Raw genomic sequence first — 13,504 nt, forward strand, 5'->3', positions numbered from 1 at the left:
ATGACATGTCAATGTCGATCCCGTTAGATGTGCACGCAACGAACCGGACAACTAGTCGCGGCGTGTTGCTCTCGCAATAGCACCAGCACACTGGTACTTCTTACCCGACCACACCCCCACCATCGGGAACGATGACCGCCTTTCCAACCCACCCTGCGCGACTACGCAATAAAGATCGTACGTATCGGTAGAAACACCGATGCTGTAGTCAAACTACATTCATACCATTAGTCGCTGCAGAGAATCGCTACATCCGATTCGGCAGTGCCGGGCGGCCCGCGCGTCGCCGCCCGCGTTGACCGGTCGAGCCCAACCGGCCGTAACGATTCCCCGCCCGGCCTGGCATGCCGACGCGCAATCACCCTGCATCGCCAGCCGAATGCGTCCGGTGCGAATCCACCGGACGAGCGCAGCTCCAGACATCATCCGAACAATCGGCAATACGATCAGGAGAGCAACATGCGGGACACACTCTGGCCGGCCGTCGTGCTGGCAGCGACCCTCTGCACCACCGCCTACGCAGGCGATGCCGACTTCAACGCGCAAGGCGATGCGACCGATGCGTTCGCGTCGGCCGCCGCGCAACGACGCGCCGACCTGCTCGTGCGCAAGATGACGCTCGACGAGAAACTCCAGTTCATCCATTCGCAATACGAAATGTCCAAGGTGCCGGGCGGCGGCGCCGGCTATATCCAGGGCGTGCCGCGGCTCGGCATTCCCGATCTCAACATGGTCGACTCGGCGACCGGCTCCGGCAGCACGTCGCAGGCCAGCACGACGTTCCCCGCGACGATCGCCGTCGCCGCGAGCTGGGATCGCCGGCTGTCGTACGACTACGGCAAGCAGGTCGCGATCCAGTTGCGCGCGCAAGGATTCGGCATGGGCCTCGGCGGGGGCACCAATCTCGCGCGCGAGCCGCGCGGTGGCAGGCTGTTCGAGTATCTCGGCGAAGATCCGTTGCTCGCGGGCGACCTGCTCGCCGAACGCACGCTCGCCACGCAGCGGCAAAAGGTCATCGCCACGATCAAGCACTACGCGGGCAACGAGCAGGAGCACGGCCGGATGGGCGGCAACACGCAGATCGACGAACGCACGCTGCGCGAGCTTTACCTGCTGCCGTTCGAGATCGCCGCGAAGCGCGGTCGCCCCGGCAGCGTGATGTGCAGCTACAACCGGCTGAACGGCGCATACGCATGCGAAAACACTCACCTGCTGAACGACGTGCTGAAGAACGAATGGGGCTTCCAGGGCCAGGTGCAGTCCGACTGGGGCGCCACGCACAGCACGGCCGCCGCGATCAATGCCGGGCTCGACGAGGAAGAGGACGTCGGGCCGAGCGTGTACCTGACGCCGACGGCCGTCAAGCAGGCGATCGCGAACGGCTCGGTGTCGACCGCACGGCTCGACGACATGGTGCGGCGCAAGCTCGCCGTGATGATCCGCGTCGGCGTGATGGACGATCCGGCCACCGGCGGCGGCACGATCGATTTCGCGGCCGCGAACCGGTTCGCGCAGGCCGCTTCCGAGCAGTCGATCGTGCTCCTGAAGAACGACGGCAATCAATTGCCGCTGGCAGCATCGGCGCTGTCGCGCATTGCCGTGATCGGCGGCCATGCGGACGCGGCCGTGCTGTCCGGCGGCGGCTCGGGCAACACGCGCGACCCGGTGTCGGGTTCGTTCGCGGGTTGCGGCGGCCTGACGTTCGGCGCGTCGACCGGGTGCAGCTGGTGGCGCAATCCGTGGTTGAAGGTCGACGTGCCGATCGTCGCGGCCATCCGCGCGCTTGCGCCGGCCGCGCAGGTCACGTATGCGGGCAACAGCGACCAGCAGTCGCCGTTCCGTGCGTATACGCAGCAGGAAATCGACCAGGCCGCGGCACTCGCGGGCCGCTCGGACGTCGCGATCGTCGTGGTGGCCCAGCCGGCCGGCGAGGATTTCGGCGACCTGCAGAGCCTGAGCCTCGCGAACCCGTCGAACCAGGACGCGCTCGTCGAAGCCGTCGCGCGCGCGAATCCGCATACGATCGTCGTCGTCCAGAGCGGCAATCCGGTGCTGATGCCGTGGAAGGACAACGTGTCGGCGATCGTCGAGGCGTGGTATCCGGGCGAAGCCGGCGGCAAGGCGATCGCGAACGTGCTGTTCGGCGCGGTCAATCCGTCCGGCAAACTGCCCGTCACCTTCCCCGCGCGCGATCAGGATTCGCCGGCCTGGGGGCAAAACGGCACGTTCGACAACGACCCGGTCTACGCGGAAAAGCTGAACATGGGCTATCGCTGGTATGACGCGCGCAACATCAAGCCGATGTTCGAGTTCGGCTACGGGCTGTCGTACACGCACTTCGCGTATTCGGGGCTGTCGGTGTCGAAGCAGTGGGACGGGTCGCTGAGCGTCGCGTTCACGGTACGCAACGACGGGCGCGTCGCCGGTGCGGAGATCCCGCAGGTCTATCTCGGCGTGCCGTACAAGGACGAACCGCCGAAGCGGCTGGTCGGCTGGGAGAAGATCCGGCTGAATCCGGGCGAGGCGCGGCGTGTACGCGTGACCGTGTCGCCGCGCATGCAGAGCGTGTGGGATACGTCGCGTAACGGCTGGCGGTTCGTGCCGGGCGGCACCGTGTACGTCGGTGCGTCGTCGCGGGATATCCGGTTGCAGGGGCACTGAGCGGCGCCAACCCAGCGGAGGAGCCGCGCGTGTCGCGCCCGGCTCCTCCGTCTTCCGCCGTGCGCACCGGCGATCCTCACCGGAACAGTAGCGCCAGCAGCGTCGCGAGCGTGGCAATCGCGGCGATCCCCGCCGCGATCCCGGCCAGATGCGCGGCGACCACGAGGCCGGCCGGCAATCGCACGGATGCCGGGTCGCTCACGGCACCCGACGGCCCGGCTCGCGATCGCGACGCGGCACCCGTCGTCATGCTCCGCTCCCTTCCAGCGTATCGAGCAACGGCCTCGCCAGATGCAGCACCTGATACACCGTGCCTGCGCCGCCGTCGTCCGGATCGTGTTCGGTGACGACGGCACACGTGAGCCGCCAGCGTAGCGAGTCCAGGCTGACCGCGGCCGCCACCACACCCTGCCGCGCCGCCACTTCGCGATTGCGCGCCACCTCCCGCGCCAGCGTCGCCTCGAGGTCGGCATCCGCCGGAATATCGACGGCTTCCAGACGAACGAAGCGCCCCGTCGACGCACTGCCCTTGCGCGCATCGAGCGCGACCTGCACGTCGATCGGCGCGCGGCCGAAGCTGTCCGTCACGACCCGGTACCGGCCGCCCGTGACGAACCCGGCGAACGCCTGCTCGTTACGCCACAGATAGAACGACGCATAGCCGTTTTCCGTCGCACCGTAGCGGCCCGCCTCGCGCAGCAGGAACCCCTTGAACACCAGGTCCGGCGCGTCGTCCCAGAGCTTGCCGCGCTCGCGCACGCGATGGCGGACGATGTCGAGGTCGTAGTCCGCCGGCAGGCGGTGCACGTAGTACGCGGTCAGCATGATCGACTCCTGAACGGAAACGGAGATTCCGAATGGCTCGAGAACAGCGTAGAAGACCTTGAATCATTTGAAAATACGATGGCAGAATATTTCAATGATTCAATTTTTCAATGGATGAGTGTGCGATGAAAACGCTCGACATCGAAGCCGTGCAGGCGTTCGTGCTGACCGCCGACCTCAAGAGCTTCACGCGGGCCGCCGAGGCGATGGACACGACGCAGTCCGCTGTGAGCCTGAAGATCAAGCGGCTCGAAAGCGGCCTCGGCCGCCGCCTGCTGGAACGCACACCGCGGCAGGTTCGCCTGTCGGCCGACGGCACCGCATTCCTGGAGCCGGCGCGCGAACTGGTGGCCGCCCACCACGGTGCGGTCGGCGCGTTCGGCACCGGCCGGCGGCGGCTGGTGATCGGCGTCAGCCACCATGTCGTCGGCGCCGATCTCCCGATGCTGCTGCGGCGCATGAGCGAGGCGGAGCCGACGCTCGTGCTGGAGATCCGCGTCGCCGCGTCGCGCGACGTGCTCGATGCATTCGACCGCGGCCAGCTCGACGCGGCCGTCGCGCTGCAGCACGACAGCCGGCGGCTCGACGGCGAAACCATCCTGTCGGAGTCGTTCGGCTGGATGGCCGCGACGGATTTCGAGTACCATCCGCCGCAACCGCTGCGGCTGGCCACGCAAGCCGAGCCCTGCAGCGTGCGCCGCATGGCGATCGGCGCGCTCGACCAGGCCGGTGTCGCCTGGACGGAGGTGTTCGTCGGCGGCGGCATCGCGACGATCGGCGCGGCGGTGTCCGCGGGGCTGGCCGTCGCGGCGCTCGGGCATCGCGTGGCGCCCGCCGGCACGGTCGACGTCGGTGCGCGATACGGGCTGCCGCCATTGCCGACGCGCGACGTGGTGCTCCACTCGAGCCTGACCGATGCGCGAGCCCGGCAGGCACTGCGCACGCTCGGCGCGGCACTGCGCTCGTCGGTCGGGGCGCGTTGATGCCGCACGAGCCGGTGCAGGCCGTATCGCCCCGGCTCGACCCATGCCGAACCGAACCACCTGGAGAGAAGACACATGCGTCCGCTGGACGAACTGGTCAACGAGCGTGAATCCGCCCTGCCGTCATTGATCGAGTGGTCGGCGGCAGCGCGTGATCGTTGCGAGATATTGCCGCCATCGGGCCGGAATGGCGAAATCCTGTCCACCCTTCAGGTCACCACGCGATCGCTCCTGGGGGCCATCGCCTATTCGACCGGCGGCCTGCTCGTGGACGGCGGCTACCTTCGTCTGCTCGGCTCGGGCCATCCCGCGTTGCCCCGGGACATCGTCGGCTGGAATCAGGGACGCTCCTCCGGCTTTCTGTTGGTCGCGGATGATGCCGTCGGCGGATTCTTCGCCTTGAATGGCGGCGCACTCGGGGAGGACACGGGCTCCGTGTACTACTTTGCACCCGACACGCTGGAATGGGAGCCCCTCGGGATCGGGTACGGCGACTTCGTGCGATGGTCGCTCGGCGACACGTTGAGCGACTTCTACGCGAGCATGCGCTGGCCCGGCTGGCAGGCCGATGTCCAGCGCCTGACGACGGATCAATGCTTCAGCTTCCATCCATTCCTGTGGACGAAAGAAGGATCGGTCGAACGCAGCAGCCGTCGGGCGGTCGACGTTGCCGAGCTGTATGCGCTCCAGATCGGCGCCGGCGCCAAGACGTCGAGACAACCGTGATCCGGTGGACCTGCCTTCGAATCCGGGACGTCGAGTCGCGTGGCCAAGCCGGTGCGCTTGGCCGCACCTGAGCATTCACATCGGCATCGCGTTTTGACGGCTTCGAAAGGCGTCGATGCGCGCCACGGTAAAATTCCTGTTTCATCCCGCCCCCTCGTGCCGCCGCCCGAGGCCTGCGCGGGTCGATATCCAACGCATCGCCCGGCCGTCATCATCTTGATTTCCCTACACCTTTCATCTCGCGACGCATGAGTTACTCGCTCGCCACCACCTGCATCCGCGAACTCGAGATCCGCAAGAGCCGCTTCATCGGGTTCGCGATCCCCGTCGACGATCGCGACGCCGCGATGCAGGCGCTGCAGCGCCTGCGCGACGAGCATCCTGCGGCCACCCACGTGTGCTGGGCGTTGCTGGCGGGTGGTCAGTCGGGCATGTCGGACGACGGCGAGCCGTCGGGCACCGCGGGCCGGCCGATCCTCGAAGTGCTGCGCCATCACGATCTCGACGGCGTGCTCGGCGCGGTCGTACGCTACTACGGCGGCGTGAAGCTCGGCGCGGGCGGACTGGTGCGGGCCTATACGGATGCGATCGCATCGGCGCTGCTCGACGCCCAGCGCGTCGAACGTGTCCGCTACACGCGGCTCGCGATCGAGATCGGCTACCCGGACGAGGCACGCGTGCGCCGCTGGATCGAACAGGCCGGATACACGCTCGTGGACAGCGCGTACGGGATGACGGTGAAGCTCTCGATCAAGCTGCCGGAAAACGCCGAAGCCGCGGCAAGAACCGAACTGTTCGACCTGACGCAAGGGCGCTCGGGATTTCCGGCGACGTGACGCGCGGGCAACGCGTCTGCGTTCCCCGCGTGGCCGGACGAATCCCGGCGCCGGTCAGTCGGTCGGTCAGTAAGTGTCCGGGACGATCATGTCGTCCGGCACCGGCCGGCGGATGTAGTCCTCGTGATGCTCGCGCGGCGGCAGGTCGATCGGCGCGTGCGGCACCTCGTGATACGGCACCTGCTGCAGCAGATGGTGAATGCAGTTCAGCCGCGCGCGCTTCTTGTCGACCGCCTGCACGACCCACCACGGCGCTTCCGGAATGTGCGTGCGAAGCAGCATCTCTTCCTTCGCGGCCGTGTAGGCTTCCCAGCGGCGGCGGCTCTCGAGATCCATCGGGCTCAGCTTCCATTGCTTGAGCGGATCCTCGATCCGGCTCTGGAACCGCACTTCCTGCTCGTGGTCGGTGATCGAGAACCAGTACTTGACGATCTGGATCCCGCTGCGCACGAGCATCTTCTCGAACTCGGGCACCGAACGGAAAAACTCCTCGTATTCGTCGTCGGTACAGAAGTTCATCACACGCTCGACACCCGCGCGGTTGTACCAGCTGCGGTCGAACAGCACGATTTCGCCGCCGGCAGGCAGATGCGCGACATAGCGCTGGAAATACCACTGCGTGCGTTCGCGGTTGTTCGGCGCCGGCAGCGCCGCCACGCGGCATACGCGCGGGTTCAGCCGCTGCGTGATGCGCTTGATCGCGCCGCCCTTGCCGGCCGCATCGCGCCCCTCGAAAATGACGACGAGCCGGTGCCCCGTGCTCACGACCCAGTCCTGCAGCTTCACGAGTTCGCCCTGCAGGCGGAACAGCTCGCGGAAATACTGCTTGCGCGCTTCGCGCCGCTCCTGCGAAAACAGCAGGTCGTCGCTGTCGTCGAAGCGGCGATCGTCGAGCTCCATCTCGAGTTCTTCGTCGTAAGCGTCGACCAGGTCTTCCTCGAAGCGGCGCTGGCGCGCTTCCATCGATTCGAGATCGGCGCGGTTGTCGGTCTCGGTGCGGTTATCGTTGTCGCCCATGGGGCCTCCTTCCATCGTTGACGCAGCCAAACGCCGACATTATCCCAGCGTCGCGCGTCAAATTCATGAAAAAGGGCCGGCGCACCGGTCAGAAGCGGAACGCGAGCAGCACGCTCGCCAGCACGGGGTTCGCGGCAATGTCGAACGTGTTCGACGCGAGCTGCCGGTTCGGCTGGTCGATATCCAGCGTAATCTTCGTACGTAACGGGATATAGGTCACCATGCCGGTGATCCAGAACTGGCGCGTGATCTGGTAGCTCGCGCCGACGGTGAACACCGGCTCCCACACGCTCTTCACCTTCGCCGACACGTTGGTCTTGCCCGACAGCAGCAGGTCGCCGCCGGCATCCCAGATCCGCTGGAACAGCGCCGGGTCGAGCAGCAGCGACTGCAGGCTGCCGATGTCCGCGCCCGCCGCGAGCAGCCCGCCGAGCGACGCGAGCTTGCGCTGGAACACGGGATTCAGGTTCGTGTTCGTGAAGCGCGTATAGCTGACGCCGATGCCCGCGAACGGGCGGAAACGGTCGTCGCGCTCGCCGAGGTAATACTTGAACACGACGGACCCGAGCCACGCGCGCGTGGTCGCGAGCGGGTTGCTTTGCGTGTTCGCGAGATCGATCAGCGGAAAGCGCCCCTGGACGCCTGAAAAGATCCGGTCGAGCGGCAGCGCGATGCTGCCGTGCCCGCGCAGCGTCAGCACCGGCGGAATGCCCGCGCCGAGTTCGGCCGCCCAGTTCTCCGAGAAAAAATGCGTCAGCGTGAACGCCAGCGTGTTCGTGTTGCCGAGCGACAGCTGCGACCCCTGGTTCTGGAAGCTGTTCAGCCCGAGTGCGTCCGTGTGCGTCGTCACGGGCGTCGATCGGCCGGTGGTGCCGACGAAGTGCCAGCCGAGGCCGACCATGTTGCGGTCGTCACCCATCAGTTGCGTCAGCAACGGCGGCGCCTGGGCGGCCGGCAGATCGGGCAGCCGCGACGGATCGACCGGATGCAGTTCGTACGGCATCCGGTCGGCGTGGACGACGCCGGGCGCCGGCATGTCGCCCGCCGCCGCGTCGCGCGGCGCGGCCGGATCGCAGCCGCCAACGGCGCCACCGGAGGCACTGGCGCCACCGTCGTCGAAGCCGATGCCGTCCGCGCCGTCGTCGGGTGCTGCCGCGCATGCGCGCCCCGCCCCGCCGGTTCGCTGGCCGAGCGTGATCTTGCGCGCCGTCAACGGGACGGCGTCGGGTTGCGGCCCGTCGGCCTCTTCTCCGTGTCTGCCGTGCCTGCCGCGCCCGCCGCGCGCCGGCCCCGCGTCGGTCGCCCATGCGCTCGCATCGAATCCGTCCGCGTCGCCGCCCGGCCAGAAGCCGATCCCGTCGGCGCCGGCCTGCCAGCGTGGTTCGGCGTCCGCGTCCGGCTGCGGCGCGCCATGCGCGGCGGCCGCGCACGCGAACAGCGTCGCGCCGAGCCAGCGCGACAGCGGACGCACGGCGCCCGGCCGCGCACGGCGGCGGTACGTGTCCCGGCTCGCCATCGGCTCAGGCCGGCACGCCGAACAGGCGTTGACGGATCCGGTACAACGGCTCGAACAGCCATTCGAGCAGGCTGCGCCGCTCCAGCACGATGTCGGCCTTCAGCATCATCCCGGCCCGCAGCGACAGCGGCCGCCCTTCGAACGCCGGCGTGCGGTCGGCCAGCTCGACCCAGGTCTTGAAGTAGGTCTGCGGCGTGGCGGCATCGCCCGGCAGGTTCAGCTCCTTCGCGGAAAACGCGACGGGCGAGATCGACAGCACCTTGCCGCGATAGGTGCCGAACTTCTCGACCGGATAGCTTGCGTACGCAACCTTCACCTCCTGCCCCTTCTTCACGAAGCCGGCCTTCGACGACGGAATGTAGACCTCGGCGATCAGCCCGTCGGCCTTCGCGGGCAGGATTTCGACGACGCGCGTACCCGGCGGGTCGATCACGCCGCCCTGCACGACGTCGAGCCGCACGATCTGCCCGTCGGCCGGCGCGTACAGCACCTGGTTCACGTTCTCGTCGATGTTGTATTCCTTCGCGTTCAGCTCCTCCTGCTTGATCTTCAGCTCCGCGTTCGCCCCGTCGTACTTGCTCTGCATCGTGTCGAGGTCGCCGCGCAGCTTCATCGCATTCTTCGCGAGCTCGGCGCGCCGCAGCAGCAGGTCCTGGTACGCCTGCCCGGCCTGCAGGTACTGCGTGTTGACCTGGTTGTACTGTTCGAGCGTCACGACCTGTTCGTCGAGCAGCTGCTTCACGCGCGCGCGCCGTTCGCCGTACTCGTCGACGATGCGCTTCTGGTCCTGGATCTGCCGGTCGATCAGCCCGCGACTCTCGCCCTGCGCGGCGATCTGCTGGTTGATCTGCTGTACCGACGACCTGTATTCGAGGCGTGCCGCGTCGATCTGCTGCGTGACCTCGACGCGCTGCCGGTCGAGCGCCGCACGCATCCCCTGCACGTTGTTCGCCTGGCTCACGAAGCTCGTGTCGCGCGTCACCGCCAGCAGCCGCTGGCCGGCCTTCACGTACTGGTCCTTGCCGACGTAGACGTCGCGCACGGCCCAGCCCGGCGGCGCGCTGACACCGATCAGCCCCGAGCGCGGCGTCAGCATCCCCGACACGCTCTCGGTATTCGCGTAGCTCAGTTCGACGAGCGCGGTCACGAACATCGCGAACATCGCGAGCGACAGGTAGCAGAAGAAGCGCATCGACACCGGCACGTCGACGACGCCGTGGATCACGGTGCCGAAAGTCGTACCGCGCGCGAGCTTGCGCGACGGCTTCTGTTCTCGGAGGGCGGAATTCCAGGTCGGCATGGGGCGGGCTCGTCAGGAGCGACGCCGCGCGGCCGCATCGAGCAGCGGCGTCGGCATCAGGTAAGGCGTGAAGTGTTCCCAGAAATGCCACTGCTCCGGCTGGCGTACGAGCGCCTGTTCGAGACGGTCGACGATGCGCTGGTGCGTGGCGCGCACCGGCGACGCGTCGTCGTCCGCGCCGAGCATCGGCACGAGCGGGCTGGCCGCGAGCTCGGTGAAATGCACCGCGCAGCGATCGCGGAACGGCACGCCCGTCGCATACGCGACGAGCAGCGGAATCCCCTGCTCGACCGCGAGCTTCACGCCGCCGCCGGCCATCCGCACCCAGCGGCCGCCGAGCCGGCAGCGGTTGGTCTTGCCGAACTTGCCGTGCAGGTCGGAGAACAGCAGGAACACGGGCGCCTCGCGCCGCAGGCTCGTGATCAGCCGCCGCAGGTGCACGCGCTCCTCGATGTCGATGAACTCGACTTCGCCGGCGCCGTATTCGGCGACGAGCCGCAGCGCATCGTCGAAGAACGCACCGGGCGCATCCCGGTGCAGGATCACCATCAGCTTGCGGTCGTCGGGAATCATGAAGCGCAGCTTCGTGACGAACAGCATCAGGTTGCCGAAGTGCAGCCCCGCGAGCATCAGCGGGCCGCCGCGCGCGAGTGCCGCCCGCAGCTGCTCGTCGCCTTCGCACGCCATCCCGTCGATCATCGACTTCATCGATTCAAGGCTGTGCGTGCGCAGCTTGAGCCCCGCGAATTCCGCTTCGAACAGTTCGCGCACGATCGCCGCCGACACGTCCCGCACGCGCCGCGGATCGTCGTTCAGGTGCGCGCTCAGCATGTACGCGACCGCGCGCTCGATCGACTCGCGAATGCACGGAAAGCAGCGCAGGCACGCGCCCGAGCACCAGCGCATCAGCCGCAGCCCGCGCGCCGGCGACGTGCGCAGCGCGACGGCCCGCACCGCGCGCCGCACCAGAAACGCATACGAGAAAGGATTGAGCAGGAAGAGTCGCCCGAGCATCACCGTGCCTCCTCGGCCGCACGCCACGCATCGGTCGCGTCGGTCAATACGCCGTCGTGCATCTGGTAGATCCGGTCGACCATCGACAGGATCGACGCGTCGTGCGTGACGAGCACGATCGTGCACGGTAGCGTCAGCACGTTGCGGCAGATCTCGTGGGTCGTCGCCTGATCGAGGTTCGACGAGAATTCGTCGAGGATCAGCAGGCGCGGCTCGCAATACAGCGCCCGCGCGATCAGGAGCCGCTGCATCTGCCCGGCCGACAGGAATTTCTGCGTATCGCCGAGCGGCGTGTCGTAGCGATGGTCGAGCCGCTCGATCTCGTCGTGGATGCACGCGAGCTTCGCCGCGTCGAACATCGCGCCGATGCGCGGCGCGGGCGCGAAGTTCGTGATGTTGTCGCGGATCGTGCCGCGAAACAGCTGGTCGGACTGCGTGACGGCGGCGAGATGCTTGCGGTACTGCCGCAGGTTCACTTCCGCGAGATCGACGCCGCCGACGAACAGCGTGCCGGGCTCGGGCCGCACGAGCCCGCAGATCAGGTTCAGCAGCGTCGTCTTGCCGCTGCCGGTGCGGCCGACGATCGCGATCTTGCTGCCGGCCGGCACGTCGAGCGCGATGTCGCGCAGGATCGGGCGGTTGCCGCCCTTCGGCGTGTACGACAGCGCGCGGATGGAAAGCGTGCCGTCGAAACCGTCGACGGGCCGCACGACCGCGTCCGGCGCGGGTTCCTCGGTCTCGGTCTGCAACACGTCGGCGACGCGGTCCATGTGCACCTGCAACACCTTGCGGCGCACGTAGAGCTGGATCGAATCGATGAACTTGTCCGCGAACAGGTTCTTGTACTGGATGAACGCGTAGATCACGCCGATCGTGCTCTGGCCGTGCATGACAAGCCACGCGCCGTATGTGACGATCGCGAGCTGCTCGACGTGCACGATCCCCTTCGACACCGCATCGAACAGCAGTTGCAGCCGCTCCTGCTGGCGCATCGCCTGCAGCTTCTGCGTAAACGCGTTGACCCACAGGCTGCTGCGCGCGGTTTCGGCCGACAGCAGCTTGATCGAGTGCGCGGAGCGGATGTTCTCGATCAGCAGTGCGTCGGCTTCCGCGCCGCGTGTGAGGATCTGCGACATCGCGTCCTGCAGTTGCGGCTGGATCGCGAGCCGGCTGAGCGCGAACAGCATCATCCCGGCCAGGCTGATGCCGGCCAGCACCGGGCTGTAGTACAGCATCAGCACGAGCGTCAGCGTGCAGGTGACGATATTGAGCAGCCCGCCGACCAGCCCGTCGACGAGAAACCGCCCGACCTCCGACACCGACGACACGCGCGAGATCGAATCGCCGGTGTTGTGGAACAGGAAATAACCGATCGGCAGCCGCGCGAGATGCCCGACCATGTTCGCCGACAACTGCTGCGACACGATGTTGCGCAGGTAGCTCTTGATGTTGCCGACGAGGTTCGCGTAGAGCGTGTCGAACAGGAACACGATCGCGAACAGGATCGTCAGCAGGTACAGGATGTCGACGTCGGTCTTCTTCAGCGCCTCGTCGATCGTCAGTTGCACGTACGACGGGCCAAGCAGCAGCAGGAGCTGCGCGGCGACGCCGCCTGCGATGCCGATCGCGAGGCTCTTGCGAATGCCGGTCAGCCCTTCGAGGTAGTCGCGCAGCCGGATCCGGTCGGCCCGCCCCGCCCGCGTGAAGCCGATATCGGGATTCAGTTCGAGCGCGTAGCCCGTGATGTGCGTGAGCGCCTGCGCGAGCGGCAGCTTCGTTTCGCCGAGCGCGGGATCGACGATGTGCACGCTGCCGTAGCCGACCTTCGTCAGCACGACATAGTGGTTCATCCCCCAGTGCAGGATGCACGGCGTCTTGAGCGCGTCGAGTTCGCCCGCGTCGAACTGCAGCCCGCGTGCGCGCAGGCCGAGATCGTTTGAGATCTCCATCAGGTCGAAGAACGACAGCCCGGAATCGATCCGGACCGGATAGCGGTTGCGCAGCGCACGCAACGTCGTTTCGCGCCCGTGCCACGACGCGATCATCGCGAGGCAGGCCAGGCCGCACTCCGTCACCTCGTCCTGCAGGACCGGACGGACTTTACGCGTATTGAAGAGCATGGTCGGGCACCCGGGGCGCGACGACACGCCGCCCGGGCCTGCCGGTGCGGGCCCGTGGCGGGTCGTGCGCGATACGCAAGGGCACAGCCGGCACGCTGCCGGCTGCGACGGAAGACCGGTATTACCGGCCGCCTGGCGGGCCGCTCAGCGCGACGAGCCGAGCGACATCCGGAACTGTTCGACGGCGCGGGCCTGGTACTGGGTCATCAGGCCCTGCAGCGTGGTCCCGATCGACTGGTTGACGAGATCGACCGTATAGGCGGCCGAATTGGAGTAAAGCGACGCGCCGCCGCGAATCTGGCGGGCCTGTTCTTCCGTGATGTCTCGCATTTGTTGTGGCCTTTATATTGTCGGAATGCCCGCCACCGTCAGCCAATTGCAATCTCAATGGCCGTTTACTTTATTACGGTGATAATCCGGCACTCCCGCCTCCTGATAATCGCCCGAACCGGAAATAATGCATTCCGGATTCGCTTTATTGCCACTTCGGCGATCGATTCTTTTCC

12 protein-coding genes are annotated in these 13,504 nt (G+C 67.1%); 4 read left to right on the plus strand and 8 right to left on the minus strand.

All coding sequences use genetic code 11. The features are described 5' to 3' along the window. Nucleotides 1-459 precede the first annotated feature (459 nt). Nucleotides 460-2,661 (plus strand): glycoside hydrolase family 3 C-terminal domain-containing protein, encoded by a 2,202-nt coding sequence (locus VK92_RS22975; RefSeq protein WP_048021830.1) that lies wholly within the window; start codon nt 460-462, stop codon nt 2,659-2,661. A 76-nt stretch (nt 2,662-2,737) separates the two neighbouring features. On the opposite strand, the gene VK92_RS41980 is transcribed toward VK92_RS22975, so the two are convergent. Together VK92_RS41980 and VK92_RS22980 are read right to left on the minus strand one after the other, a co-directional pair. Beyond that, nucleotides 2,738-2,911: a hypothetical protein gene (locus VK92_RS41980; RefSeq protein ID WP_155634187.1), complete on the minus strand. Its 174-nt coding sequence runs from the start codon at nt 2,909-2,911 to the stop codon at nt 2,738-2,740. Further along, entirely contained in the window at nt 2,908-3,486 is a 579-nt protein-coding gene (locus tag VK92_RS22980) for a DUF4865 family protein (protein ID WP_048021829.1), read from the minus strand. The genes VK92_RS41980 and VK92_RS22980 overlap by 4 nt, the downstream gene beginning before the upstream one ends. Nucleotides 3,487-3,611: 125 nt before the next feature. Here VK92_RS22980 and VK92_RS22985 point away from each other — a divergent pair, with 125 nt between their 5' ends. From VK92_RS22985 to VK92_RS22995, 3 genes are all read left to right on the plus strand, one after another. Continuing rightward, nucleotides 3,612-4,469, plus strand: coding sequence for a LysR family transcriptional regulator (locus tag VK92_RS22985; protein ID WP_021159482.1), 858 nt, complete (start codon nt 3,612-3,614; stop codon nt 4,467-4,469). 75 nt (nt 4,470-4,544) lie between these two features. Beyond that, nucleotides 4,545-5,195, plus strand: coding sequence for a DUF2625 domain-containing protein (locus VK92_RS22990; RefSeq protein WP_048021827.1), 651 nt, complete (start codon nt 4,545-4,547; stop codon nt 5,193-5,195). A gap of 248 nt (nt 5,196-5,443) precedes the next feature. Next, nucleotides 5,444-6,031 carry an IMPACT family protein gene (locus VK92_RS22995; protein ID WP_048021826.1) on the plus strand — a complete coding sequence of 196 codons (588 nt, stop codon included), beginning with the start codon at nt 5,444-5,446 and terminating at the stop codon, nt 6,029-6,031. Between the two features lie 66 nt (nt 6,032-6,097). Here VK92_RS22995 and ppk2 read toward each other — a convergent pair whose 3' ends face one another. The 6 genes from ppk2 to VK92_RS23025 all read right to left on the minus strand — a co-directional run bounded on the left by ppk2 (nt 6,098) and on the right by VK92_RS23025 (nt 13,328). Continuing rightward, on the minus strand, nt 6,098-7,048 hold the full coding sequence (gene ppk2 / locus VK92_RS23000; protein WP_021159485.1) for a polyphosphate kinase 2: 951 nt from the start codon (nt 7,046-7,048) through the stop codon (nt 6,098-6,100). Nucleotides 7,049-7,136: 88 nt separating this feature from the next. Further along, the gene (locus VK92_RS23005; RefSeq protein ID WP_048021824.1) at nt 7,137-8,564 is read right to left on the minus strand and encodes an OmpW/AlkL family protein; all 1,428 of its coding nucleotides are present in this window, start codon (nt 8,562-8,564) and stop codon (nt 7,137-7,139) included. 4 nt (nt 8,565-8,568) lie between these two features. Continuing rightward, complete coding sequence (locus VK92_RS23010; RefSeq protein ID WP_048021822.1) at nt 8,569-9,864, minus strand: HlyD family secretion protein; 1,296 nt, start codon at nt 9,862-9,864, stop codon at nt 8,569-8,571. A gap of 12 nt (nt 9,865-9,876) precedes the next feature. Beyond that, a complete protein-coding gene (locus VK92_RS23015; protein ID WP_048021938.1) occupies nt 9,877-10,881 on the minus strand; it encodes a hypothetical protein in 1,005 nt (334 codons plus the stop codon). Continuing rightward, on the minus strand, nt 10,878-12,998 hold the full coding sequence (locus tag VK92_RS23020; RefSeq protein WP_048021820.1) for a peptidase domain-containing ABC transporter: 2,121 nt from the start codon (nt 12,996-12,998) through the stop codon (nt 10,878-10,880). The genes VK92_RS23015 and VK92_RS23020 overlap by 4 nt, the downstream gene beginning before the upstream one ends. Nucleotides 12,999-13,142: 144 nt before the next feature. Then, complete coding sequence (locus tag VK92_RS23025) at nt 13,143-13,328, minus strand: hypothetical protein (protein WP_021159490.1); 186 nt, start codon at nt 13,326-13,328, stop codon at nt 13,143-13,145. Nucleotides 13,329-13,504 lie beyond the last annotated feature (176 nt).

Origin of the sequence: Burkholderia sp. LK4 (genome assembly GCF_001043615.1) — a bacterium.
Taxonomy (GTDB): domain Bacteria; phylum Pseudomonadota; class Gammaproteobacteria; order Burkholderiales; family Burkholderiaceae; genus Burkholderia; species Burkholderia cepacia.

Excerpts from the sequence above, each read along its gene's own strand:
- VK92_RS22975 (WP_048021830.1), top strand. The coding sequence starts at position 460 with ATGCGGGACACACTCTGGCCGGCCGTCGTGCTGGCAGCGACCCTCTGC.
- VK92_RS41980 (WP_155634187.1), bottom strand. The coding sequence starts at position 2,911 with ATGACGACGGGTGCCGCGTCGCGATCGCGAGCCGGGCCGTCGGGTGCC.
- VK92_RS22980 (WP_048021829.1), bottom strand. The coding sequence starts at position 3,486 with ATGCTGACCGCGTACTACGTGCACCGCCTGCCGGCGGACTACGACCTC.
- VK92_RS22985 (WP_021159482.1), top strand. The coding sequence starts at position 3,612 with ATGAAAACGCTCGACATCGAAGCCGTGCAGGCGTTCGTGCTGACCGCC.
- VK92_RS22990 (WP_048021827.1), top strand. The coding sequence starts at position 4,545 with ATGCGTCCGCTGGACGAACTGGTCAACGAGCGTGAATCCGCCCTGCCG.
- VK92_RS22995 (WP_048021826.1), top strand. The coding sequence starts at position 5,444 with ATGAGTTACTCGCTCGCCACCACCTGCATCCGCGAACTCGAGATCCGC.
- ppk2 (WP_021159485.1), bottom strand. The coding sequence starts at position 7,048 with ATGGGCGACAACGATAACCGCACCGAGACCGACAACCGCGCCGATCTC.
- VK92_RS23005 (WP_048021824.1), bottom strand. The coding sequence starts at position 8,564 with ATGGCGAGCCGGGACACGTACCGCCGCCGTGCGCGGCCGGGCGCCGTG.
- VK92_RS23010 (WP_048021822.1), bottom strand. The coding sequence starts at position 9,864 with ATGCCGACCTGGAATTCCGCCCTCCGAGAACAGAAGCCGTCGCGCAAG.
- VK92_RS23020 (WP_048021820.1), bottom strand. The coding sequence starts at position 12,998 with ATGCTCTTCAATACGCGTAAAGTCCGTCCGGTCCTGCAGGACGAGGTG.
- VK92_RS23025 (WP_021159490.1), bottom strand. The coding sequence starts at position 13,328 with ATGCGAGACATCACGGAAGAACAGGCCCGCCAGATTCGCGGCGGCGCG.